Annotated in this window: 22 protein-coding genes; 9 read left to right on the top strand and 13 right to left on the bottom strand. The window is 51.9% G+C overall.

Annotated features, from left to right (window positions below):
• Window positions 1-8 precede the first annotated feature (8 nt).
• The 4 genes from METH5_RS0105045 to METH5_RS0105030 form a co-directional block, all read right to left on the bottom strand.
• Window positions 9-665, bottom strand: coding sequence for a protein-L-isoaspartate O-methyltransferase (locus METH5_RS0105045; protein ID WP_029147490.1), 657 nt, complete (start codon window positions 663-665; stop codon window positions 9-11).
• A gap of 181 nt (window positions 666-846) precedes the next feature.
• The gene (locus METH5_RS0105040) at window positions 847-3,993 is read right to left on the bottom strand and encodes an efflux RND transporter permease subunit (RefSeq protein WP_029147489.1); all 3,147 of its coding nucleotides are present in this window, start codon (window positions 3,991-3,993) and stop codon (window positions 847-849) included.
• Window positions 3,993-5,075, bottom strand: a complete 1,083-nt coding sequence (locus METH5_RS0105035) for an efflux RND transporter periplasmic adaptor subunit (RefSeq protein WP_029147488.1) — start codon at window positions 5,073-5,075, stop codon at window positions 3,993-3,995. The genes METH5_RS0105040 and METH5_RS0105035 overlap by 1 nt, the downstream gene beginning before the upstream one ends.
• A complete protein-coding gene (locus METH5_RS0105030; protein ID WP_029147487.1) occupies window positions 5,068-5,706 on the bottom strand; it encodes a TetR/AcrR family transcriptional regulator in 639 nt (212 codons plus the stop codon). Before METH5_RS0105030 ends, METH5_RS0105035 begins: the two co-directional genes overlap by 8 nt.
• Window positions 5,707-5,949: 243 nt before the next feature.
• Here METH5_RS0105030 and METH5_RS0105025 point away from each other — a divergent pair, with 243 nt between their 5' ends.
• Window positions 5,950-6,354, top strand: a complete 405-nt coding sequence (locus tag METH5_RS0105025) for a DoxX family protein (protein WP_029147486.1) — start codon at window positions 5,950-5,952, stop codon at window positions 6,352-6,354.
• Between the two features lie 27 nt (window positions 6,355-6,381).
• On the opposite strand, the gene METH5_RS0105020 is transcribed toward METH5_RS0105025, so the two are convergent.
• Window positions 6,382-7,263, bottom strand: coding sequence for a LysR family transcriptional regulator (locus METH5_RS0105020; RefSeq protein WP_029147485.1), 882 nt, complete (start codon window positions 7,261-7,263; stop codon window positions 6,382-6,384).
• A gap of 172 nt (window positions 7,264-7,435) precedes the next feature.
• Here METH5_RS0105020 and METH5_RS0105015 point away from each other — a divergent pair, with 172 nt between their 5' ends.
• Window positions 7,436-7,825, top strand: coding sequence for a DoxX family protein (locus METH5_RS0105015; RefSeq protein WP_029147484.1), 390 nt, complete (start codon window positions 7,436-7,438; stop codon window positions 7,823-7,825).
• 21 nt (window positions 7,826-7,846) lie between these two features.
• On the top strand, window positions 7,847-8,617 hold the full coding sequence (locus METH5_RS0105010) for a class III extradiol ring-cleavage dioxygenase (RefSeq protein ID WP_029147483.1): 771 nt from the start codon (window positions 7,847-7,849) through the stop codon (window positions 8,615-8,617).
• Between the two features lie 27 nt (window positions 8,618-8,644).
• Here the strand turns inward: METH5_RS0105010 and METH5_RS0105005 are convergent, their stop codons facing one another.
• Both METH5_RS0105005 and METH5_RS0105000 read right to left on the bottom strand, forming a co-directional pair.
• Window positions 8,645-10,003, bottom strand: a complete 1,359-nt coding sequence (locus tag METH5_RS0105005; RefSeq protein WP_029147482.1) for a sigma-54 dependent transcriptional regulator — start codon at window positions 10,001-10,003, stop codon at window positions 8,645-8,647.
• 2 nt (window positions 10,004-10,005) lie between these two features.
• On the bottom strand, window positions 10,006-11,718 hold the full coding sequence (locus METH5_RS0105000) for a HAMP domain-containing sensor histidine kinase (RefSeq protein WP_232410954.1): 1,713 nt from the start codon (window positions 11,716-11,718) through the stop codon (window positions 10,006-10,008).
• Between the two features lie 20 nt (window positions 11,719-11,738).
• Here METH5_RS0105000 and METH5_RS0104995 point away from each other — a divergent pair, with 20 nt between their 5' ends.
• Both METH5_RS0104995 and METH5_RS0104990 read left to right on the top strand, forming a co-directional pair.
• Window positions 11,739-12,761, top strand: coding sequence for a hypothetical protein (locus tag METH5_RS0104995; RefSeq protein WP_029147480.1), 1,023 nt, complete (start codon window positions 11,739-11,741; stop codon window positions 12,759-12,761).
• Window positions 12,761-13,276: a hypothetical protein gene (locus METH5_RS0104990; protein WP_088177781.1), complete on the top strand. Its 516-nt coding sequence runs from the start codon at window positions 12,761-12,763 to the stop codon at window positions 13,274-13,276. Before METH5_RS0104995 ends, METH5_RS0104990 begins: the two co-directional genes overlap by 1 nt.
• On the opposite strand, the gene METH5_RS0104985 is transcribed toward METH5_RS0104990, so the two are convergent.
• From METH5_RS0104985 to cptA, 3 genes are read right to left on the bottom strand one after another with little or no spacing between them, the layout of a single operon-like run.
• A complete protein-coding gene (locus tag METH5_RS0104985; RefSeq protein WP_029147478.1) occupies window positions 13,270-14,949 on the bottom strand; it encodes a phosphoethanolamine transferase in 1,680 nt (559 codons plus the stop codon). The two genes, METH5_RS0104990 and METH5_RS0104985, sit on opposite strands and share 7 nt — an antisense overlap.
• A complete protein-coding gene (locus METH5_RS0104980) occupies window positions 14,946-15,641 on the bottom strand; it encodes a phosphatase PAP2 family protein (RefSeq protein ID WP_029147477.1) in 696 nt (231 codons plus the stop codon). The genes METH5_RS0104985 and METH5_RS0104980 overlap by 4 nt, the downstream gene beginning before the upstream one ends.
• Window positions 15,611-17,314 (bottom strand): phosphoethanolamine transferase CptA, encoded by a 1,704-nt coding sequence (gene cptA, locus METH5_RS0104975; RefSeq protein ID WP_029147476.1) that lies wholly within the window; start codon window positions 17,312-17,314, stop codon window positions 15,611-15,613. Before cptA ends, METH5_RS0104980 begins: the two co-directional genes overlap by 31 nt.
• Window positions 17,315-17,664: 350 nt before the next feature.
• Here cptA and METH5_RS0104970 point away from each other — a divergent pair, with 350 nt between their 5' ends.
• Genes METH5_RS0104970 through METH5_RS0104955 form a run of 4 tightly spaced genes read left to right on the top strand, consistent with a single transcriptional unit; the run spans window position 17,665 to window position 21,340 of the window.
• Window positions 17,665-18,306, top strand: coding sequence for a thermostable hemolysin (locus tag METH5_RS0104970; RefSeq protein ID WP_029147475.1), 642 nt, complete (start codon window positions 17,665-17,667; stop codon window positions 18,304-18,306).
• Between the two features lie 43 nt (window positions 18,307-18,349).
• On the top strand, window positions 18,350-19,840 hold the full coding sequence (locus METH5_RS0104965) for an AMP-binding protein (protein ID WP_029147474.1): 1,491 nt from the start codon (window positions 18,350-18,352) through the stop codon (window positions 19,838-19,840).
• Window positions 19,841-20,539: a TenA family transcriptional regulator gene (locus METH5_RS0104960; protein WP_029147473.1), complete on the top strand. Its 699-nt coding sequence runs from the start codon at window positions 19,841-19,843 to the stop codon at window positions 20,537-20,539.
• Between the two features lie 9 nt (window positions 20,540-20,548).
• The gene (locus METH5_RS0104955; RefSeq protein ID WP_029147472.1) at window positions 20,549-21,340 is read left to right on the top strand and encodes an SDR family oxidoreductase; all 792 of its coding nucleotides are present in this window, start codon (window positions 20,549-20,551) and stop codon (window positions 21,338-21,340) included.
• A gap of 119 nt (window positions 21,341-21,459) precedes the next feature.
• Here the strand turns inward: METH5_RS0104955 and creD are convergent, their stop codons facing one another.
• The 3 genes from creD to creB form a co-directional block, all read right to left on the bottom strand.
• Window positions 21,460-22,788 carry a cell envelope integrity protein CreD gene (creD, locus tag METH5_RS0104950; RefSeq protein ID WP_029147471.1) on the bottom strand — a complete coding sequence of 443 codons (1,329 nt, stop codon included), beginning with the start codon at window positions 22,786-22,788 and terminating at the stop codon, window positions 21,460-21,462.
• A gap of 95 nt (window positions 22,789-22,883) precedes the next feature.
• On the bottom strand, window positions 22,884-24,335 hold the full coding sequence (gene creC, locus METH5_RS0104945; protein ID WP_029147470.1) for a two-component system sensor histidine kinase CreC: 1,452 nt from the start codon (window positions 24,333-24,335) through the stop codon (window positions 22,884-22,886).
• 9 nt (window positions 24,336-24,344) lie between these two features.
• Window positions 24,345-25,028, bottom strand: a complete 684-nt coding sequence (creB, locus tag METH5_RS0104940) for a two-component system response regulator CreB (RefSeq protein WP_029147469.1) — start codon at window positions 25,026-25,028, stop codon at window positions 24,345-24,347.
• Between the last annotated feature and the right edge of the window lie 51 nt (window positions 25,029-25,079).

The following is a 25,079-nucleotide window of genomic DNA, read 5'->3' as shown; positions in this document are numbered from 1 at the left end:
GAGGTTTTTTAAAATGAAAAGGCTTGTGCCTGCGGCGCGTTTTGCATTTCTGTCAGGCTGGTTTCAAACAGCACATCCTGCTTGTAGCTATGCTCAGCCAGGCGTTGAATCAGGGTTGCTTGCATCACTGGTGCCTGGCCGAGAACGATGAGCAGTCTGCCACCAATGCTTAACTGGTAGCGCACACCCTCAGGCTCAACCGGGCTTGAGGCGGTAAAGATAATCGCGTCATAAGGCGCTTGTGATTCATAACCATTGTGGCCGTCTAGCTCAATCACTTGTACATTCTGGATGCCTTGTTTGGTGAGTGATTGCGCGGCTTGTGCACACAGCTCAGGGAAGATTTCCAGCGCGGTGACTTGGGCGCAGTGTTGCGCCATGAGAGCAGCCAGGTAGCCACTGCCGGCGCCAATCAATAACACTTTGTCTTTGGCTTGCAGTTGCAGCGCTTGTAAAAAACGCCCCTCCACTTTAGGGCTGAGCATTTGCTGGCCTTGCGCTAACGGGATCTCGATGTCAGCAAACGCCAGTCCGCGATAGGCCTCGGGTACAAAGGCTTCGCGCGGCATATTGTTCAACGTGGCCAATACGTGCGGGTCCAGCACCTCCCAGGTGCGAATCTGTTGCTCAATCATGTTAAAACGTGCGGTTGCCTGATCTGTCATGTCTTGAATCCCAATGTCGATTATTGATAAGCCGTATTATAGGGCACTTCTATAAATTCAATTTGCGTCGCGATACTGCGTTGCTCATAAAAAATTTCTCCTTACATATAAGCCATATGCGGCGTCATCATTTTTTAATCGCGCCTGGTCTGGCTTAGCCACTTGAACTTATAAAAATGCCCTAGCGTTTATCGCGCCGTGATTGCATGGCGCTTGCCGTGAATCCTGCCCAGAATGTATACAGCGCTGGCACAAACAAAATGGTGAGCACGGTGGCCACCGCCAGCCCGCCCATAATGGCCACTGCCATCGGGCCAAAAAACACGCTGCGCGTGAGCGGAATCATGGCCAAAATGGCTGCGGCGGCCGTTAACACAATCGGCCGGAAGCGGCGTACGGTCGATTGCACCACGGCTTGTTCCAACGAGGCACCTTCGGCAATATCTTGTTTGATCTGGTCGACCAGAATCACTGAGTTGCGCATGATCATGCCCGAGAGCGCAATGCTGCCCAGCATGGCAACAAAGCCGAAGGGCATGTTAAAAATCAACAGCGCAAAAGTGATGCCTATCATGCCCAGCGGTGCAGTGAGCACCACTAAAATGACGTTGGAAATGCTGCGTAGCTGCAACATGAGCAGGGTAAACACTACTGCTAAAAACAGCGGTGCGCCTTTTGCCACTGATGTGGCGCCCTTGGCCGCCTCTTCAATCGCGCCGCCGGTTTCTACCGTCACGCCTGCTGGCAATTGCTGCAAAATTGGCTCTATGGCCTGCTGAATTTGCGCCGACACCACTGGCGCCTGCATATTGCCGCGTAAATGCGCCCGCACGGTGAGTGAGGGCACACGGTTGCGTCGCCAGATCACGCCTTCTTCAAAGCTGTGGTGAATATTGGCAACCTGCGCCAGCGGCACGCGCTCGCCGCGCTGACTTAACACCGTGAGTTGCGCCAGTTGTGAAAGCTTGGCGTGCTGTTCATTGCTGCTGCGCATGACGAGGTCTATGCGCTCGTTGCCCTCCCTAAACTCGCTGACTACCTGCTCAAAATATTGCGTATTCAGCAGCTGTGCTATCTCTGTCGAGCTGACACCTAATAGCCTGGCCTTGTGCTGGTCAATATCGACATGAATCACTTTACTTGGTTCTTCCCAGCCCAGTTGCACATTGCGCAGGTGCGGGTTGGCGCGCATGGCATCGGCAATTTTGTGCGCGACGTCTCGAATCGCCTGCAAGTTTTGGCCATCGACCCGGAATTGCACCGGAAAGCCAACGGGCGGGCCGTTTTCGAGGCGTAGCACCGAGGCACGCAATTGCGTAAAATCATGCTCAAACAAGGTCAGCAGGTCGTTGCGCAGGGCTTCGCGCTGCTCCAGGCTGTTGGTCAAAATCACCAGTTGGGCAAAGGCGCGGTGTGGCAATTGCACATCTAGCGGCAGGTAATAGCGCGGTGCGCCAGAGCCGACGTAAGACACCACATTTTGCAGTGTGCCATGTGTTTTCTGCCAGCCTTGCAGCCATTGTTCCAGTTGGCTCACCGCAGTATCGGTAGACTGGTCGCTGGCATTTTCGGCCAGGCGTAAGTCGACCACGACTTCGAGTCGCGTAGAGTCGGGGAAAAATTGTTGCTGCACTTTGCCAAAGCTCAGCATGGACACCACAAACAGGGCGATGGTGGCTAAAATCACGCTGCCTTTGTGTTGCACGCACCAGCTGATGATGCTTTGTAGCCGTTGGTAAAACGTTGTTTGATAAAGGCCTGCATGGTTGTGAGTGCTTGCTTCGCTGTGATGGCTAGCCTTGGGTAGCAGGTGATAGCCTAAAAATGGAATCACAATCACGGCCGCAATCCACGACAAGGTGAGCGCAATGGCAGAGACCTGAAAAATAGACCGCGTGTATTCGCCGGTGGACGACACGGCGGTGGCAATCGGCAAAAAGCCCGCCACCGTGACCAGTGTGCCTGTGAGCATGGGCATGGCGGTGGAGGTATAAGCAAACGAGGCCGCTTGCAGGCGGTCCCAGCCTTGCTCCATTTTTGCGGCCATCATTTCAACGGCGATAATCGCGTCATCGACCAGCAGGCCGAGTGCCAGAATCAGCGCCCCCAGCGAAATCTTGTGCAGGCCGATGTTCAGCCAGTCCATGAGCAAGAAGGTACCCGACAGCACAATAGGAATCGCCACTGCAACCACGATGCCAGTGCGCCAGCCCAGTGACAGCAGACTCACGGCCAGCACGATAATCAGCGCCTCGCTAAGTGAGCGCACAAAGTCTTGCACCGAGTGTTGCACAATATCCGGCTGCGAGGTGACCAGTTGCAATTGCACACCCAGCGGTAACTGTTTTTGTACGCTGGTGATGGTCTGCTGCATGGCTTTGCCTAGCGCGATCACATCGCCGCCTTGCTGCATGCTGACGCCAATCAAGAGTGCCGAGGTGCCATTAAAGTGGATGCGTTGCGCGGGCGGGTTGGCATAGCCATGTTTGATGGTGGCGATGTCGCCCAATGTCAGGTTCTGGTTGCCTGCCCGAATCGGAAACTGGCGTAGCTCTTCCAGTGACTGTAAGCGCCCACTTACATTCAGCCGTATTCTTTCTGGGCCGGTATCAAAGGTGCCAGCGCCGATGACTGCGTTTTGCTGTTGCAGCAGTTGTGCCAATTGTGCCGGGCTGATGCCGAGCGATGTGAGTTTTTGGTTGGAGATTTCGATGATGATTTTTTGTGGCTGTTCGCCAAATAAATCGACTTTTTCCACATCGGGTAATTTGAGCAGGCGAGCGCGTACCCACTCGGCTTGTCGTTTTAATTGCTGCGGCGTCAGGCCGTCTGCCGTGATGGCGTACATGGTGCCGTAGACGTCGCTAAACTCGTCGTTAAAGGTCAGGCTTTGCAGGTCGGCGGGAAAAGTATGGCGGATATCGCCTATTTTTTTGCGTACCTGATACCACAACTCGGGGATTTTTTCTGAGAAGGTATTATCGCGAATGACGATAAACACCACCGACTCACCGGGGCGCGAATAGCTGCTGGTGTAGTCGATAGACGGTATTTCTTGCAGCTTTTTCTCAATTTTGTCGGTGACTTGCTGCTCGACCTCTTGTGCTGAGGCGCCGGGCCAGCTGCTGCGAATCAACATCACTTTAAAGGTGAACGGCGGGTCTTCTGATTGACCAAGATGCGTGTAGGCAAACATGCCGCCCAGCAAGGTCAGGACAATAAAGTACAACACCAGGGCCTGGTTTTTAAGTGCCCAGGTCGACAGGTTGAAGCCGTGCACGGCTGTAGCCTGCGCCTGCGCTTCGTCGCTGTGGTGAGGCGTGGTCATCAGCGGAGTACCTCGGCGCCGGGCGTCACTGCTTGCACCAGCATGCCTTCTGTTAATGTATGCACACCTATGGTGGCGATGGTTTCTGCAGCTTGCAGGCCGCTGGTAATCTCGATGCCGCTTTCGGTGAGTGCACCCGTGGTGACTGGGCGCAAATGTGCCCGGTGTTTGGCGTCAATCACCCACACGCTGGTTTGTTGTCCCTGGCGCGTGACGGCGGTGCTAGGCACGATGAGTGTTGGCGCCGTGTTGCTTTGTGCAAAGCTTACTTGTGCCGTCATGCCCAGTTTGATGCGTTGGTCGGCATTGAGTAGCTGGATACGTAAATCAAAGGCGTGGGTTTGGCTATTGGCAGCCGGTGAAATCTCACGTATACGGCCCTGATACGCTTGCTGCACATCACTCAGGCTGACGCGCGTGGCATCGCCCACCTGTAAGCGGTCTATTAACGTTTCGGGGACTGCAATCAAAATTTCCAGGGTCTGCAAATCATAAATTTGCGCGACGGTTTGCCCGGCCGCGACCACCTGGCCAGGCTCGGCCTGAATCATGCCAATCACTCCGGCACGGTCTGCCACCAGTTGTGTGTAGCCGGTCTGGTGCTGGCTGACGGCCGCTTGTGACCTGGTTTGTGCCAGGCGTGCCTGAGCGGTTTTTACTTGTGTTTCGTAGCTGTCGAGCGCAGATTTAGAAATAAACTTTTGGCTATATAACTGCTGGCGACGTGCCAGTTCTGCCTGCGCCAATGCCAGGTTGGCCTGTGCGGTTTGTACTTCGGCATCGGCGGCCTGTGCATTGAGGCGGCTGTCGTTAGGGTCTAGCTGGGCAATGAGCTGGCCTTTTTTAACGAAGTCACCCACGTTAACCGAGCGGGAAATTATTTTGCCTGCAATGCGAAAGCCGATGGTTGACTCGTAGCGCGATTTGACTTCACCTGTGTAACTGGCGGCCGTGTGTGCCGGGCTGTTGCCGACTGACATCACCCATACTGGGCGCGGGGCGGCAGCCTCCTCGGTTTGTTGGTGGCAGGCGCTGGCGAGTAAAGCCAGGCACATGCTGCTTATGATTAGCGGTTTATGCATGTGGCGGTTCTTTCATTAATCCATGTAAGCACATGTCTACCATGGCTTGAATACGTGATTCTAATGGCCGCCAGTTAATCCAGGCATCGTCGGCTAAGTTGATTTGCAGCGCACATAAACCATGCATGGCGGCCCAAATGGTTTGTGCAAGTAGCGCCGGGTCGGTCAGGGTGGGTTTAAACACGCCCGCATGCCAGGCACTGGTGACCACGCCTATCAGTTGTGAGTAGGCGTCTTGTTCGGGGTTGTTTTGCTCAATGCTGGAAAACGCAGGGTCGCATGGCGGATGCTGGGTCATAAACATCATGCGGTAATGGTTGGGGTTGGTTAGCGCGAATTGCACATAATGCTGCCCAAACTGCAAAAAACGCTGTAACGGGTCACTAATGTTAAGCGTCGATTTGAGTGCCTGCGCCAGTTTGATCACGTCTGCGTCAACCACCGCTCTTAATAACTGCTCTTTGTCGCCAAAGTAAAGGTAAAGGCTGGTGGCCGAATAGCCAACGCGTTGTGCGACGGCCCGCATAGTCACTGCTTCCACGCCCTGATGAATAAACAGTTCGCGCGCTGCATCCATGATGGCCGTGCGCACGGCATGTTTTTCAGCGTTGGTTTTAACCTTGGGTGGCATGCAAATAAGTCACTTATTAAAAATAACATTGTTAAGTTAACACTGTTATTTTTAATTGTCAAATCATGCTGGTGTTTCTGGCTGGAATGGTGCAGAGTAACAAATGTGATACATCCAAAGCCCAGTTGGGGCTGAGCCGCCGGGGGCTGCGGCTAGATGTTAAACCGGTATGCACATAGCCATGCTTGCCACGTGTGTATTGTGGTGAGGCGGCGCGTTTAATCACAACAAGGAGCGATGAGTATGAATGTACGACAGCGTTGGGTCAGTTTTTTGGGGCGTGTTTTGTTGTCTCTGATTTTTATTGTGAGTGGCATTGCTAAAATCATGGACCCGGCAGGCACCATCGCCTACATTCAAAGTGCACACTTGCCGTTGCCGCACCTGGCTTATTTTGTGGCGCTGGTGGTCGAGTTGGGTCTGGGCATCGCCCTGCTCATAGGCTTTAAAGCGCAATTGGCCGCTGCGGGCATTGCGATGTTTACCTTTGTTACTGCATTAATGTTTCACAGCAATATGGCTGATCCGCTGCAGGTCATTATGTTTTTAAAGAACACGACGATTATTGGGGGCTTGCTGGTGGTGATTGCGTTTGGCCCCGGTGGCTACAGTGTAGATGGTGGCAAGCAGGTAGCGCTCATGGAGTAAAGCTTGGCTGTGGCCGACCCTGATTTTTCAGGCAGCTGTTGGTTGAAACCAATGCCGTAAATGGTCGATCAAGGCGAGCGCATTGGCAGAAACCTGCTTGTGATAAGGGTACATGGCGTAAATACCTGCCTGCTGCATACCATACTCCGCCAGTACTTCGACCAGTCTGCCATGTTGCAAATCATCCAGCACATAAAAAGCCGGCAAGCCGGTAATACCAAGCCCGGCCACGGCGGCATCGCGTAATACCTCGCCATGGTTAGATTTTAAACGCGCCTGAATCGGGATGCGATGTATCTGGTCGTTGTCGGTAAACAGCCATTCACTGGCTCTGTGTGTTAAACAGGCATGCTTAGACAGTGCCTGTGGCGAGGCGGGCGCGCCGTAGCGGGCAATATAATCCGGGCTGCAGCAGTAGCACATCGCAGCATCTTCCAGTTTGCGCGCCACCATGCCTTCTTCGGGCTGGTCGGTCACGCGGATCACCATGTCATAGCCTTCGCTAATCATATCGACATGCCGATTATCCGCATCCAGCCAAATGTCGACCAACGGATGTTGTTGCATAAAGGCCGTGAGCGCAGGGGCCAGCCGCAGGTTGGCATAAGACAGTGGCACTGAGATTTTGAGCAGGCCACGCAGTTCATCTGAGCGGTTGCTGATCTCAAGTTCGGCATCGTGGATTGCTTGCAGAATTTGTTGGGCGCGCTGAAAAAACACTTTACCGGTTTCTGTCGGGGACAGTTTGCGCGTAGTGCGCAACAGTAATCGCACACCCAGTCTGGCCTCGAGCGCGATGATGCGTCGGCTCACCAGTTGTTTGGAGATGCCAAGCGCGTGCGCTGCGCTGGTGAAGTTGCCGTGCTTCACCACCTCAACAAAAAAATGCATTTCTTCTAAGGAGGCCATTGATTGTCAACCCATATGAGACAGTTTTACTATTATGTGTGGGATTATCATTTTTTTGTTTCAGGAATACAATGCCATTTATCAGCTAAACCAATCTAATCAACATTTTCTCAGGGAAGTGTGCGATGTATGGCTGATGATCACATCGCACCACAACACAAAGGAGCACAACATGAACGCAATCCAATCTGCAGCCAGTGTGGCTGGTCGTCTCTTGTTATCACAGATTTTTATTATCAGCGGCCTGAGTAAAGCCGCCAACCCCGCTGGCACCATTGGCTATATTCAGAGTGTGGGCGCGCCGCTGCCTGAAGTGGCTTATGCGATTGCCTTGTTTGTGGAGCTGGTGCTTGGTATTGCTTTGCTGGTGGGTTACAAAACCCGTTTGGCCGCCGCCGGGATTGCTGTGTTTACCGTGGCAACCGCGTTTATGTTTCACAATAACCTGGCAGATCAGATGCAACAGATTATGTTCCTGAAAAACCTGACCATTGTCGGTGGTTTGCTGATGGTGGTGGCGTTTGGCGCAGGTGCGTTTAGTGTAGATAGCCGTCGTCGCTAATGTAAGAGAAAGTGAGCTGGTATGACGACGTTGTTTGTCTCACATGGCGCGCCGACGCTGGCAATCGAGCCGGGTAACACCGGCCTGATGTTGGCAGACGTGGCTGCCGCCTTACCGAGGCCAAAAGCGATTCTGGTGGTGTCTGCGCATTGGGACACGCGCGTGCCGACCGTGAGCCTGGCCCGCGAGCCTGCAACCATCCATGATTTTGCCGGGTTTCCGCCTGCTTTATATGCAAAGCAATACTCGGCACCGGGTGCGCCTGCGCTGGCACAGCAAGTAGTTGCCTTGTTGCAATCGCATGGCATCGCCGTGCAAGCCGAGCCTGAGCGCGGGCTGGATCATGGGGCGTGGGTGCCGCTGATGTTGATATACCCTGAGGCGGATATTCCGGTGACGCAATTGTCGATACAAAGTCGCAGCACGCCAGCCGAACAGTTTGCGTTGGGGCGCGCATTACAAGCCCTGCATGCGCAACATGTGCTGATATTGGCGTCGGGTGCTATCACGCATAACTTGTCAGATTTTTTTACGGCTAATCGCGATGCAGCGCCGCTACCTTACGTGGTGCCGTTTGCAGACTGGATGGCTGAGCGCATCCAGCAGCAACAGTGGCAGCAACTGCTCAATTACCGGGTCGAATGCCCGCAGGGGGTACGGGCGCATCCGAGTGAAGATCATTTAATGCCTTTGTTTGTGGCGGCGGGTAGTGCCATCGGTGAGGCAGCACGGTATACCCCAGAAAATACCTACGGCATTTTGGCCATGGACACGTATCTTTGGGCAAGCTGATTGCTTGTGGGCTGGCAGCGCGTAACTCTAGCGCAAGCCGTACTGATTAAGTTTGTTCCAGAGTGAGCGCTCGCTAATCTCTAATAGCTTGGCAGCTTTGGTTTTGTTACCTTGGCAAGCATCAAGCGCTTGCAAAATCAGGCGACGCTCTATAGCTTCGGTTGCCCGAGGAATGGACAGGTCGTTGCTATCCGTGGCTAGCTGGCTAGACTCCGCAGCCACTGGTGTAAGCGGTTGTGCGATATCGGCTGGCAAATGTTGTGGTTGTATCGTTTGGCTGCCTGCCAGAATCGCGGCACGTTCTAAAATGTTTTCTAGTTCGCGCACGTTGCCTGGCCACCGGTAGTGCTGCAAACTTAAGCGCGCACTTTCGCTAAGCTGGCTTTGGCGTTTGCGCAGAAAGTAGTCAGCCAGCAAGCCGACATCTTCGCCGCGCTCACGCAATGGCGGAATCTGCAACTGAATCACGTTCAGGCGGTAATACACATCCTCGCGCAACTTGCCTTCTTTAACCGCCTGCAGCGGGTCACGGTTGGTGGCGGCGACGACGCGCACGTCGAGCGCAATCTGCCGGTTGCCGCCCAGTTTTTCGACGATGTTTTCCTGTAGCACCCGCAAAAGTTTGGACTGTAACTGGATAGGCATTTCGGTAATTTCATCCAGGAACAGCGTGCCGCCATTGGCGAGCTCGAATTTACCGACACGCTCTTTGACGGCGCCGGTAAACGCGCCTTTTTCATGCCCGAACAATTCTGATTCCAGAATATCGACCGGGATCGCCGCACAGTTCACCGCCACGAATAATTCTGATTTACGTGGTGAGGCATCATGCAGCGCCTTGGCGACCAACTCTTTACCGGTGCCGGTTTCACCGACGATAAAGACGGTTGCCCGCTCAGGGGCCACTTGCTGGATCATTTGCTTGAGCGATTGCATGGGCGGGCTGTTGCCGATCAGACTGGTGACGCCTGGCTGGCTGGTTTCCTTGAGAAAGGCATTTTCCAGCTGAATACGGTTTACCGCCAAGGCTTTCTGGATGGCGATTTCCAGCGTTTCGAGTTCAAACGGCCGCAAAATATAATCGTTGGCACCCAGCTTCATGGCTTCGACCGCGGTTTTAATTTCACCTTGTGCCGTCACCATGATAAATGGCAGGCGCTCATATTGTTTGCGGATGGCTTCCAGCAATTGCAAACCACTCATGCCAGGCATGTGCAAATCACTCACGACCAGGTCAATTTGCTGTTGCTGTATCAGTTCCAGCGCTTCGCGGCCATTGCCCGCAGACAATGCCCGGTAGCCGGCCTGGCGCAGGCTGATTTCCAGCAATCTGCGCATATGCGGTTCGTCATCTACAGCTAAAATAGTATGTTGCGGGGTGGACATGGTTATGCAGTCGCTAACGGAAGTGATAAGTTAAATTGGGCCCCTTGCCAGGGGCTGGTGCTGTAGCTGATTGTACCATCGTGCGCTTCGATGATTTGCTTGACCACGGCCAGCCCCAGGCCAACTCCGCCAGCACGCTGGGTGAAAAAAGCTTCAAATAAATGGTCTTGTTGCGTGGGCGGCACACCTGGGCCGTCATCGGCGACGGCAATATAGGCGCTTTGCGAGTCAGCTGATAATTGCAGGTTGATGCGTCCGCCTGCTGGCAAAATTTGAATCGCATTCATCAGCAGGTTGACCAGCACTTGTGTCATCTGGTCCTGGTCGGCCTCAATGATGATAGGCTGCGAGGCTTGTAGCGTGAGGGTGATCTGTTGTGCCTGTGCAGGTTTTTGCAGCATGGCAACCACGTGCTGCAGGTGGGCTTGCAAGTCTAGCGGGATTTTATTCGGCAAGCGCGGGCGTGCTGCGTCAATGAGGGCGCTGACCAGTTTATTCAGGCGTTCAGTTTCTGAAATAATAAACCCGAGTACTTCGCGGCCATCTTCACTTAGCTGCGGTTCCCTTAACAGCACGTCGGCCGATGAGCGCATGATGCCTAATGGTGTCCTTACTTCATGGCTCATGGCGGCAGCCATTTCACCCACTACCGCTAATTTGGCAGCGCGAGTTAATTGTTGCTCTGACTCAGCCAGGTCTGTGGCCATTTGGGTGAAGGCCTGATGCAACGATTGCACCTCGGCTGGCCCGCTGGAGGCCGGAGGCCGGGAGCCTGGCTGGCGAAACCGTTGTACATAGCGGGTGAGCGCCTCCAGCGGGCGGCTGATATTTTGGGCGAGGGGCCTTACCAGCAACAGTGAGAACACCAGTGTGACGCCGAGCAAGGCAATGAAAATCATGCCTAGTCGGTGTACAGGCGCGACGGCAACATCGTGGTCTTTGTTCAAGTGTATCTGCCAGCCATGGAGTGGCAAACGGCTGGTAATCGCGGCCTTGGCATGCAGGCTGTGTTTTTGGTCCGACCACAGGCTGGATTGCGCCAGCATACGTTGTTTGCTGTCAACCAGTGCCAGTTCGGTGCTATGTTGCGCAGCATGGTCAAGCAGGTTTTCAATCACTCGCCAATTAAAGGTGGCGACGAGTTGTCCCATCGGTTGCCGCGTGTTTTGCGAAAAGACCAGTGCTGAAATCATGAGCTGGTGATTGCTCAGGTGATAGATGCTAATGGTTTGGCCATTGTCGCGAAAAGACATCCAGACCGGCGGCGTATGTAAGGCCTGGCCTATATTGGCGGGGCGGCTGGAGGCGACAATATGGGCTTGCAAATCTGCCACATCCAGACTGATATATTGCTCCGCGTAGCTGTGACGGGTCTCGGCCAGAAAGATCGATAGCCGTTTATCAATGTCACCGATGAGCAGATCCTGCATGATAGCGAGCTGGCTCCAACTGCGCACGTTCTGCACACGCTCATTCAAGACACGGTCTACGTGTTCTGCCACCGCGTTACCAGTGGTTTGCAGGTCGTGCTGGATTTCAATGCGCAATGCCTGCCTGGCTTGATAAAAGCTCAGCAGGCTCACTAGCAGCGTGGGCAGCAAACCAGCCAGCAAAAATGCAATTAAAAGCATTTTGCGGATAGTGAGGGGCGAATGAAAGCGCATGAGATGTGAGAAAATACGGGTTAAATGTTTTTTGCCGAAACGGTCATCCATTAGCCATGTATAGATCAGCGATGTTAAGCCGCCTGCTCAAGGTCACGCTCAGTGTAATCAGCCTGTGTATGCTATGCAAGTCAGTTGTGGCTGAAGAGGCTGACTCGTTCTGGAGCGGCTTTCACGTAGGCGGGTATACCAGCATCGATGCGCGTTTGCCGCGGACTGAAGCCGCACAGCTCAAACTGAATGAAGTCAGCATGATCGTGACCTGGGACCAAGGCACCCGCGTCAAGTTTTTCAGTGAGCTGGAGCTTGAAAATCCGTTTTCCTATGATCACCACGACGGGGTTAACAGCAAGCAAAGTTATGTCGACCTCGAGCGATTTTACTTTGACTATAACCTGAATGAAAAAGCCAATGTCCGCCTGGGCCGCTTCCTGACGCCCGCCGGCCGCTGGAATCAACTGCATGCACCACCGCTGGTGTGGACCGCCAGTCGGCCATTAGTCACTACCCGCCTGTTTCCATCAAGCATTAATGGCGCCATGCTGTTTGGCAGTTTGCCAATCCGTCATATGGACATGGAGTATCAGGTATACGCCGAAGCGCTCAAAGACCAGCGCCAGGACGGTGATGAAATATTGCATCGTGAGGTGAGGGGGGCGCGTCTCGCATTTAATAATATTCTCGGTTTGAGTGGGAGTAATGCCGGATTGAATACTCTGGGTTTAAATGTCATGAGCTATCAAAAAGATATTCATGGCTCGCCGACCTATCACTTATATGGCCTCGATTTTTTGCTGGAATTCAATCGCTGGGAGTTCAGCGGTGAGGTGTATGAACGCAAAACGACGGGCGGTGATGATGGCGGCAGCGGTGCTTATCTGCAAAGTGCCTATTCATTAGGCAGTGAGTGGTACTGGATCACCCGGCTCGAAACCCTGCATGAAGTGGATAGCCAGAATGCAGACCGCTGGGTGTTGGGGTTAACCAAGCGTGTGAAGCCAAACCAGTTGCTAAAGTTCGAATTTATTGGTGGTAGCGGCGAATACGAAGATGTGCCGCGTGGTTTTGTGACCTCTTTTGCGGTGATGTTTTAATGCTGTTCGGTACGACATTCAATATTCGCCGCTGGATGTGCTCGGCCTGCTTATACAGCCTCTTGCTGACGGGCACAGCCGTGGCCGTCGATGATAATCGCGTGATTGCGGTGATCGTGCCTGCACAAGCGGGATTGGCCCCTGAGATTCACCCGGATGAGCTGGGGCTGATTTTTTGGCGCAAGAAACTCTATGCGTCGCATGGACAAGCCTTGCACCCGGTGAATTTGCACAGTGAACACCCGCTGCGATTAAGATTCTCGCAGCAAGTGTTGCATAGCACGCCGAGATCGCAGGTGAGTTACTGGAACGGTTTGTATTTTCACGGCGTGCAGCCACCTTATACCGTGCAGTCAGAAGAAGCCATGATCCGTTATGTCGCTGAGACCGATGGTGCGATCGGGTATATCGATGCGTGCCATGTGGATGAGCGCATCAAGCCATTGTTCTGGCTCACGCCCAGCAAGCTGACCTCAGAGCTGCCAGCCTTGCGTTGCGATAATAGTAATCAGTGAGTACTTGCTTGTTTTGGAAGCAAGTGTTTACGGTGCTCTTCTTGTAACTCTCTGTTTTGCCCCAGCCAGCCAAATTCGGCATGGCAGACTTCAGACTTTAACTCATAAGCTGTCAGCAGTGTACAAAACACATCGTCATGGCTGAGCGGATAGTCCGCATACTGCGAAATTTGTGGCAATTGATAGTCAAAGTGCTGACCTACCCACACAATCGCTGGTACGTGCGTCTGTTCTTGCGGTGCGATCAGGTAAGGCGCGGCGTGCAGGTAGATGCCATGCTCACCCAGTGACTCACCATGGTCAGAGACATATAACATGGCGGTTTCGCGGTGGCTGTCATATTTTTTCAGAAACTGAATGACCTCGGACAAGAAATAATCCGTATACAAAATGGCATTGTCATACGCGTTGTCGACCTCTTGTTGCGAGCATTCTGACAAGCGGCCGGTTTTACAAATCGGCGTAAATTGCTTGAATTGATCGGGATAGCGACGATAGTATTCTGGCCCGTGATTACCCATCTGGTGCAGCACAATCATGATGTCATGGTCTTTGTTGTCTGCCACGAACTTGTCTAAGCCGTGCAGCATGCCAATATCGCGGCATTCGTTGTCGTCACATACCGGATTGTGCGCTGGTGATTTAAAGTCTTCATAAGGTACGCGCAAGGCGACACCTTTGGAGTCTGAGTTGTTATCTCGCCACAATACTTTGACGCCTTGGCGGCTGAGCACATCCAGCGCGTTTTCCATATGCAAGGCCTGCTCTTCGTCGTAGTGCTTTCTACTTAACATTGAAAACATACAAGGCACGGAGACGCCGGTTGAGGTGCCGCAAGACGTGACCTGTTTGAAGCTGACGACGTTTTCTTTGGCCAGCCTGGGGTTGGTGATACGGTGATAGCCATTTAACGAAAAACGATCAAAGCGCGCCGTTTCGCCCACCACCATAATGATGAGCTCATGGTGTTGATCTGTGCCCACATTGCGGGCATCAACAGCTGTTTTTTGCAAACCGGTGATGTGGTGCGTGAACAATTTCTGTGAGGTCCACTTAATCACAGAGTAATGAAAAAAGGTGGGGTTGGCATACATGCGTACCATTTTATGTTCACGGATAAACGACGCATAATCTGCAGAAAATGGCATCGTTACCAGCAGCATGCCCAGCATCAACAGGCCAATTTGTTTTAGTCTGACCGTGATGGCATCCTGCTTAAAAAAGCGTGCAGGCGTTTTTTTAAGCAGGATCAGTGCCGGTATCAGGCCTAATATCAGCATCTTGAACAAAAATGCCCATGACAATAGCCCCATCACTTCTTGCGTATCGGTTTTGGCTGCATTGTCCAGCATGACATGATCAATAATCACACCAAACTCATCCATATAAAAGGCAGCCCATGCCGCAGAAACCAGGATGACAGGTAATACCCATCGCGCCGACTGGCCGTGACTTAATAGCATTAACCATAGCGTAATACTCAAAGTGAAAAACAGGCTGATGCTGACGATAAATCCTGCGTTATGCGCATTCCAGGGATAAAGTTTGAGCAGGCTTCCAAATAAAGCGTGGTTGCCCGTGAGCATTAACCAGAGGCTGACTGCCCAGATCAGGCAGATTTGCGGGCTAAAAAAACTGCGTGAGATACGTGTGAATGTTGAAGTAAGACTCATGAAAAACGACTCTTGGAGAAAGTGAATACCATTAATAACCAGCCGCACATTAACCACAGCGAGGTCAGTGTATGCGACAAAAAGTGGGCACCTCTTAATTGTTGTGCCCAGCCCAATACTCCCCCCACCGCCAGCCCTGCAATGGCCACCAATAACGCCTTGCGTGGTGCCTGCGGCAACCAAAGCAAGCAGAGTGCTGACAACCAGACGCCACTGGTGGCATGCCCGGCTGGAAAGCAATGGCCGGCCTGCATGGCAGGATGGTGGCTAAAGGTTGGCACCCAGGGTGAGGTGCCACCGTAGCGCGCAATGTCCCAGGGGCAAGCGTGCGGCATTTGGTGCTTAAGGCAAGAAACCACGACGGCATTCACTAAGGCCAAAATGGTTACCCAGCGCAATGCGTGTATGGTGGATGCCGAGAAGTGCATTGTTAACTTGGGGCATGGCACATAAGCAATCAGCAATAGCAATATCCAAAAGACGGTGAGGATGGTTTTGGCATAGTCATGCATGACGCTTTCCAGCCACACATTGTGTTTGAGGGTAAATGCATGCTGATGCATATCAAATGCGCTGTCTGCAAGCCAGATATCCAGTGATGTCCGATTTGCCAGCCAGACAATGATGACTGCGGTGATTAGCCACAGCCACCAGAGCCTGATTAATGTTCTGCCAGATATCCAGGGTTCCATAAAGCCAGTTTGTTCGCGTTGAATTGTTGTGTGCCAGGCAAGGGTTTTAATTTGCCAATAAACGGATCGCCGACCAGAATATTGTCTTGCAGGAAGGCCGTGTTGACCAGGCTTTCATCGGCTTTAAAACCATCGAATGACAGGCCGACCATTTCGGCAAAGGTATAAATAAAATCTGCGTTGTCATACTGTCGATGGGTTTGTATCCCGGCAAATGTCGTGCTACGGTTAAACCAGTCATTGGAGTGCCAGACCATGAAGGGAATACTGTACATGGGCAGGGTGGGCGTGGCCTCGTTTCTGCCTTGAAAGGTATAAGGCGCACTGTCATACACATCTTCACCATGATCCGAAAAGTAGACTAGCAGGCTATGCTGACGCTTCGCTTTCAAGGTTGAAATTAACTGTGACAATATCCAGTCGTTGTAGCGGACGGCATTGTCATAACTGTCAATCTGGTCAACTTGGGTGTCATCCAGCGCATGGTTAGGCAGGCCTTGGCCAGACTTGAAGGTTGCAAATGCTTTGGGATAGCGGTAGTCATATTTCATGTGGGTGCCCAGCAGGTGCACCACGATCAACTTCTTCTGATGCGGATCCCCCAGGCTTTTGGCAAAAGGGGTTAACACCTTTTCATCAAAGCTGAACGCATTTTGCTGACGTTCGTTATTAAGAAAGTATTGCCGATCTGCCTGTTTGGCAAAGGTGGTCAGCATGGTGTTGCGACCGGTTAAACTTTGCTGGTTGGTGATCCATATCGTGAAATAACCTGCCTGCTTCATCATGGCAATCAATGACGGCTTGTTTTTGTAGTCGTTGGGATGTAACTGGTCTGCGAATGTCAGGACCTGCTGCAAACTTTCAATGGTGTTTGGCCGCGGAGAGTAAACATTGTCAAACAACACCAGTTCATCTTTGATTTTGCTAAGTTCGGGATTGGTATTTCTCGGGTAGCCATAAAGGCTCATGTGCAAGCGGGATGTCGATTCACCAATCACCAACACCAGCGTGGTTTGTTCTGGTTTAGCCTGTTCGGTGAGGTTTTTTAATGGCGGTATCTTACGCATGCTCAGTAAAATACCTTCGACCTCGGCCAGCTGTTTTTGATAGTTGAAATAACCCAAGATCAACTGAAACGGCGCTGTTGCACCAAAGTGCCTGTCTATGCTTTTTGAGGCGAGATGCCAATGGCCATGAAGTGCGTGGTTTACCGGAGAGGTCAGGGCCAGCAAAATGGCAATCATTGAATAACTCAGTGCTTTGGAGCGACTGAGCTGCGCTGGCTGCAAGGTGCGCCAGAGTTGGTAGGGCACCAGCAGATACACCAGAAAAACAGCAGCAAACCACCACACAAAGTAGTTCTTGAGATACTCCTGCGATTCTGTCTGGTTAGACTCAAACAGAATCATCATCAGGCTTTGTGTGAGCTCTTGGCGATAGACCAAAAAATAGGCGAGCCCTGGCAAGGCCAGGCAGGCAATGCCTATGCCAATGAAAGCACTCAGTGAGCGTATCCGCGTCGGGTTCCACCATAAAGGAATCAGCCACAAAGTCGTGATGAGTGCCGCATCTTTAAAGCCCTCACCAGAGATAGCGCCGGTCATCCATAACAGCAATGGCGTCAGGCCGCTTAATATCAGGAACAGGCCGTAGGCTTTTAAAAATTGATACATAACTTTCTAGGCTCTCAGTTTATAAAACGGCTACGTGATTGAAAAATATGGAGCGAACGAATGCAATTCATATGCCGTTTGTATCGCTGACTAAAACAGTCTTGTCTAACTGATTGAATATAATGGTGAAATTATTTTCAACAATGGCCGAGTGCGCTTGATGAAGCGCCTTATGACCCTAGTGTTATGCAAAAAATGCAGGCTTCATTCTGTTTCGAGCGTCATGGCTCTGCAAAAAGTGCAGAAATGTGGGGTGGTTGTTTATGTAAGTGCATGATTTTAATGTAAAAAATATTTGGCATGCCGCTTGCAATTAGCTAGACAAGATTGTTATCGGCGAAAGAAATGACATGCTGCATTCAGAGTCAAATACATCGTTTTATCATGCGTCATCTGCTTATGAGTTGAGAAGTTTTGCCCAGGCGAAAAGGTATCAGGTGAATGAGATTACAGGCCATTTGGTTGAGCGAGGCGCACCGTGCCGCCAAGAGGTGGAAGCGTTTATTGCCGCTGTATTTAAGCAGGTGTACGGTGCTCAAGTGAATCACTTTATGCCGCAGTTAGTGGCATTGCGTGATGCGAACGGCATATTAATGGCGGCGTTTGGTTTGCGGAATGCGGCGCAAGAGGCATTGTTTCTGGAGCAATATCTGGACGAGCCGATTGAGCAATTACTAGAGCGCCAGTTGGGTAGAAAGATCGCTCGCGAGGAGATTACCTGTATCGGCAATTTGGCGGTCGCCAATCCGCGCAATGCCGGGGTGCTCATCGCCCATGTGATTCAACATAGTTTGAGCATGCATTTGCCGTGGGGCGTAGCGACTGCGCATCACAGCCTGCAAAATGGGTTGATTAAAGGCGGTGTAGATCTGTTTCCACTGGCCATGGCCAACCCTGAGCGATTGAGTGTAGAAGAGCGCGCCAAGTGGGGTCGTTATTACAAACATACGCCGCAGATTGTCGCCATTCGCGGTGTGGCTGATCCTTTGTAACTGACCATACTCAATGTCACCAATATAAGCACTCATCACCATCATGTTATTACAACAGATCCAGGCGCAGGCATTACAAGCACCGACACGCGTTGCCCTCGAGGGTCAAGCTACGCAGCTGACTTACCGTGCGCTGGTGGCTGAAGTTGCACGGCTATCTGGTGCTTTGAAGGCGCTGACAAACCAGGCCACTGTGGCATTGGCGCTGGATAATAGCCCAGCCTGGATTGCGCTGGATTTAGCGATACTGGCCGCTGGTTGCAGCAACGTCCCCGTGCCCGCATTTTTTACGGCGGCGCAAAAACAGCATGCGATTGCAGATGCTGGGGTGAGCCTGGTATTCACCGATATGCCCGCGGCCTGGCAACCGCTTTACCCAGACAGTACGCTGCTTGCTGAGTGGGAGGTGGCGGGTCAAACCGTGGCAGTGTTACGTGTGCATGCCGATGATCGCGTGGCAGCAGCCGATAAAATTACCTATACCTCAGGCACCACTGGGGCACCCAAAGGTGTCTGCCTGTCTGCGCAAACCATGTGGCAAGTGGCGAGTGCTATACGCACATTAATACAACCAGGCGAGGCCGATCGCCACTTTTGTGTGTTGCCTCTGGCCACTTTGCTAGAAAACGTGGCCGGGGTCTATGCCAGTCTGATTGCCGGGGCGACGGTGGTGGTGTATGCGTGCCAGGCGGTTGGTTTTAGCGGCAGCCAGTTTGATATCAGCCGCTTGTATCAAGGCTTGCAAGGCAGCCGTGCCACGACCGCGATTTTGATCCCCGAATTATTGCGTGCGCTGGTGATGTATATGCAAGCAGGCCAGGTGCCACTGGCACAGTTGCGCTTTGTGGCGGTGGGTGGCGCCAAGGTGTTGCCCGAATTGATTCTGCAAGCCCACGCGCTGGGTTTGCCAGTGTTTGAAGGCTATGGTTTGTCTGAGTGTGCGTCGGTGGTTGCATTAAATACACCGCAATCGCACAAACCGGGCAGCATAGGCAAGCCATTGCCACATGTGCAATTACGGGTGGATCTGACCGGCGAGCTGTGGGTGAAAGGCGCGTTGTATCATGGCTATACTCAGGCTGAGGGCGGTATTGCTGCGCCAGTATTGGATGAGGAAGGTTATCTGGCCACCGGCGACCTGGCGTATCAGGATGCGGATGGCTATGTGTATCTGTCAGGCCGCAAAAAGGATATGTTTATTACCTCGTTTGGGCGCAATGTGTCGCCTGAGTGGGTGGAGAGTACATTGATACACGAGCCAGCATTACAACAGGTGTGTGTGTTTGGAGAGGCGCGACCGTTTAATGTGGCGATTGTGGTGCCGCAGCCGCAATTCACCACCGAGCAGGTGGCGCAGGCGATTGCGCAGGCGAACCAATCGCTGCCTGATTATGCGCAAGTGGGCGATGTGGTGTTTGCCAAGCAGCCATTTAGCCCGCATAACGGACAACTGACGGCCAATGGCCGCTTAAAACGCGATGTGATTGCAGCCGCTTATGCTGCTGATATCCATGCGATTTACCAAGGAATTTAAATGACTTTTTACCAGCAATTACTCAATGCAACTGCGCAGGAGCGTCATGCTTTGATGACCTTGCCGCTGATTGTGCAAGGCGCACAAGGCAATATCACCTTAGATACGTATCGGGCGTTTCTCACCCAGGCCTATCACCACGTTAAGCACACCACGCCATTGCTCATGGCGTGTGGTGGGCGATTGAGCGGTGAGTACGAATGGCTGCGCACGGCGATTGGCGAATATATTGAAGAAGAAATGGGGCATCAGGAGTGGGTGCTCAATGATATTGCCGCCTGTGGTGGCGATAAAGAGTCGGTGCGTCATAGCGCGACGAGTGTAGATGCTGCCTGCCATGAGACTGAGCTGATGGTGGCGTATGCTTATGACATGATTAATCGCGTCAATCCAGTCGGCTTTTTTGGCATGGTGCTGGTACTCGAAGGCACCAGCACGGCGGTGGCCACGCAAGCCGGTGAAAAAATCATGCAGGCGCTCAATCTGCCTAAAAAAGCCTTTAGCTACCTGTTTTCACATGGCTCGCTCGATATTAGTCACGTGACATTTTACGAAAGCTTGATGAATCAGCTGACCAAGCCAGAGGACCAGCAAGCCGTGATTCACGCGGCCAAACGCTTTTACCGCCTGTATGGCGATATCTTCAAATATGTCGCGGCGCAGTCAACGGCCAGTCAACCGCTGATAGCCGCCGCTTAGGAGCCCGCGATGGAATTACGTAATTTGCATGTGGTTTTGACTGGCGCCACTGGCGGCTTGGGTGCCACGCTGACTCTGGCGCTCGCTGCACAAGGCGCCGTTGTCGGTTTGGTTGGGCGTGATCCGGTCAAGTTGCATGCGTTGCAAAAAAGAGTCGCTGCGCATGGCGGCAAATCGCATATTATTGTCACCGACTTGGCACAGCCCAATATGGCGAGCCAAGTGTTAAAACAATCGTTGCGCGAAATGGGGCATGTAGATTTACTGATTAACAACGCGGGCATTATCGAGTTTACCGAGTTTGCAGAACAAACCGAGGTGAGTATTGATAATATGGTGCATACCAATGTCACAGCAACGCTGGTCTTAAGTCGTGAGTTTGTTGCTTACTTTTTGCAACGCGGACGTGGTCATCTTACCTTTGTCGGCTCTATTTTTGGCTCGCTGGGGTTCCCGCATTTTGCCACTTACTGCGCGAGTAAATTTGCCATACACGGCTTTAGCCAGGCATTGCGTCGCGAGTTGGTGGCGACAAAGGTTGGTGTCACTTATATTGCACCGCGTGCCATTGCGACCCCCATGAACGATGACCGTACCAACGCCATGTGGCAAGCCTCAGGCCAAACCGTGGATAGTCCGCAAAGTGTGGCAGATAAAATCGTGCGCGCATTGCAAAAAGACCAGCAAGAGTTGTTTATTGGCCAGCCACAGCGTTTCTTTGCCTGGTTAAATGGCCTGGCACCACAGCTGGTGAATCTGGGGTTAAAGCAACAGGCGTTGCTGGCCAAGCGGTTTTTATAAGTTTGTGTGCGAAGTGTGATGGTGGTTGCGTCAGTAATCGCCGGGTTTTCCTTAAGTAGCAAACCAATAGCGGTCATCGTTCCTTTTCAGTATGGGCGGCCTTCGCCGCCCCCACATACTTAACTATTGCTTAGTGCATACCAGTCGACTTTACGCGTAATGACCATGGTGAAAACCAGCAAGCTGAATATCAGCAAAGAGCCCATGAGCAAGGCATTGTCTTCGGAAACCAAAATTGCGTATAGCGTGGCATAGAGCAAGCTCAGCTTAATTGAAAATACCATGCCGTAGCGGATGTTTTGCATCACATTGGTCAGGTAGTAGCCAATCAAGCTGATACAGGCCATGCTTGCAATCAGGTAGGCATAGGCAAAACCGATGTGTTCTGCCAGTGAGATTAGCAGCAGGTAAAAAATTGCCATGGCCAGGCCAACCAGTGTGTATTGCGCTGGGTGAATCCGTAACTGTTTCATTACCTCAAAAATAAAGAAACCAGCAAAGGTGAGCCCTATAAACAGCAGCCCATATTTGGTCGCGCGATCTGACAGACTGTAAATGTTGATTGGTTCAACAAAGCCAACACTGATCGTTTCAAGCGCCAGACTGCCTGAGGGGCGGTTCAGATTGGTGATCAATTTTTGCTGAATATTACTTGCCAGCGACGAGACCTCCCATTGCGCCTCAAAGCCTTTATTGCTGATACGTTGGCTGGCTGCTTCGGGTAAAAAATGACCGTCAAAATGCGGGTGTTGCCAGGCCGAGTGCAGCCTGACAGTATTTTTGTCTGCCAGCGGGGTCATATTAAAGGCCTGCATACCGCGCAGGTGCAAATTGAGCTTGAACGGGACAGATGCCTGCTCGGGCTTTATGCTGCCGAGATCGGCGTGGATGCCTTTATCCAACAGAGATAATTGCGTGCCTTGCTTTAGTGGCAAGGTCTGATTACCCCATTGCAACACTGGTTGACCATCTATGCCGCGTGTGTCACTGAGTCCAATCGCAAGGGTGGTCTGGCCATAGTGGATGTTGCCGTTTTGATGTCTGGTTTGTACCTTGATTTGATCCAAATTAAAAGTGCCCGCAATATCGCCATTGAAGCGATACATGAGCGCCTTGAATATGCCGCGTTGTTTATAGTGGTGTGCAAAGTCGCCAGCAAGGTCTAGCGTGTTCGGCAACAGATAAACGCGACCTTCCTCTTTGCGCTCAATGGTTCTGCTATCTTTTCCAGAGCCTATCGTTTCAGTGTAATGCTCTGTATACGGAATCATTAAAATAGGCCCGGTTAAGGTTTGTTCGGTGGTGGAAGATTGGGCAATATTGTTTTCTACGCTGGCTTGTCTGGCTTGACGTTCGATAATCAGATCATTCACATAACCCAGTGCCAGCGACATGAGTAATATCAGGGCTAAAATGCCCAGGGATTTATATAACAATGGTTTTTGCATGGCAAACTCCTTGATAAGAGAGCTTGCAGCATAGTGCTGGTAGGTGAAGCCTTGTTGTGCTGAATGTGAAGTGGGTGTGAAGTCTGCTTAAATGGTTAGTTTGGCCAGCACAAACGTGCAATCACGCCCGCCGTGTCTGCATTTCTTATATGGAACTGGCCGTCATGCAAAGCCATAATTTGCATGACGAAATTGAGGCCAAGCCCGGTGCTTCTCTGGCCGGCATGTGGCGTGTGAGCAGGTCTTGGCAGTGAGTAAAATTTTTCTTTGATTTTATCGAGCGCGTAGTCAGGAATCCCGCTGCCTTCGTCTTGAATCTCTAGCTGGATGCCTGCTTGGGTGTTGCTCAGGTGTATATGAATACGCGTGTGATTCGCACTAAAATCTAAAGCATTCTCCAGCAAGTTATTGATGGCCTGGCCGCATAAAAAGGCATCCCCTGCGATGGATATTGAGGGGACAAGCGTTGTGATGAGCTGAATGTGGCGTTGGTTGGCACGGTCCTCTACAAGCCGCACCTGTTGTTTAATCAGCTCTGACAGCAGAATCTTGACCGGGTGTGCCAATATTTGCTGTTGCTCCAGTGCTGCTAATCCCAAAATGTTTTGTACCATGTGTTGCAAGCGGCTGGTTTGTGTTTTGATACTGTTCAAGAAATGCGTGCGATCTTGTGATGGCATGTCGGGGGTGATCAGCTCTGTTGCCGCTTGTATGGCCGTGATCGGGCTTTTTAATTCATGGGTGAGCTGGTGTATGGCAGCTTGTATGTGCTGGTGTCCATCCAGCTCCTCCCGCATGGTTTTCATGGCTTGTGCCAGTTCGGCCAGTTCGTCATTACTTGAGTCAGGTGCCGCCACTTTTTTGCCTTGTGCAACCGCAATGGCATAGTCTCGCAAGCGGTGAATAGCCCGTGTAAAACGCCATGTAAATAAGATACCCAAGCATAACGACAGCGCTAACAACAGCGCTAACAACAGCAGCCCCCAGCCCATTATTTTTTCCTGAGCACGTGCAATAAAGGGTTGCATCGTGCTGTTTGGCTTTGCCACGGTCAGCACGCCAATCAATGTCGCGTGATCCATGATGGGGGCGGCGACATACATGACCGTGTCGCCCTCTGGTTTGGTAGCGTCAATCGGCGTTGTGCGTACGCCATACCTGTTTTTTAGGGTCAGGTAGACATCGTTCCAGCGCGAGTAGTCTTGCCCGACTGCCTCATGGCTGGAGTCAAATACAACCATGCCATTGGTGTCGGTGATATAGACCCTGTAATCAGAGGTAAGCTTTGGCACGCCCCAAATACTGGCGATGCCTGGTTTCTCTTGATAGTCCTGCAGGCTGCGTGCAAACTGGCCATTTTGAATGATGCCGTGCTTGAGGTCGTCTTTGGCCAGCTCGGCCAGTAAGCTGGCGGAGTCCACCAGTGTGTCCTCCATTGCCTGCCGCACGCCAGGTTTCACTTCGTCTACAAATACCGTCAATACAAACCATGCGGCAAGCCCCACCAGTAGAAAGTAACCCAGGAAAATTTTAAGACTGATTTTCATGGCATCTCATTAAGGCAGTAGGCTGTAACCCATGCCGCGATGGGTCACAATCCACTCAGCTGCGGCCAGGTTTTGTGCCAGTGCAATGTCACGTAGCTTGCTACGCAACGTTTTAACATGCGTATCTACAGTACGTTCCATAGAGTCTTCAGCCGATTGCCAAACAGTATCCATCAGTGTTACGCGTGAGAACACCCTGTGTGGTTGTGAGATCAGTGTTTTGAGTAGTAAAAACTCGTAACGCGTCAGTTGTAGCAGTTGCTGCTGGTAATAGATGCGACTGGCATGTTCATCCAGTTGAAATCCTGCGACAGTTTGCTCTGTTTCAGGATGCAAGCGTCGTTGAATGGCTTTAATTCTGGCGACAATTTCTCGCGGGCTAAACGGTTTGGTCACGTAATCGTCGGCACCAATTTCTAGTCCCAATATTCTGTCTACTTCATGATTGCGCGCGGTGAGAAATAAAACAGGTGTATTGCAAAAGCGTCTGAGTTGTTTACAAACTTCAAATCCAGTCATGTCTGGCAACCCAATATCCAGAATAATCATATCAAAAGACTGTTTTTTGAGTGTGTCCAGCGCTTGTTGGCCAAACCCGACATGCTGGGTCTGTATTTGCTCAGCATGGCAGGCATACTGTAGGGTTTCTGCGATCGAGAGCTCGTCTTCGACGATTAAAATGGATAGTGGCATGGCTGCATTGTAGAACAGAACTCTTTACAGAGACCAGTCAGACTCTACAGT

The organism is Methylophilus sp. 5, from assembly GCF_000515275.1.
GTDB lineage: Bacteria > Pseudomonadota > Gammaproteobacteria > Burkholderiales > Methylophilaceae > Methylophilus.
Note: the sequence above shows the minus strand (reverse complement) of the source record. Positions and strands in the feature narration are given on the sequence as shown.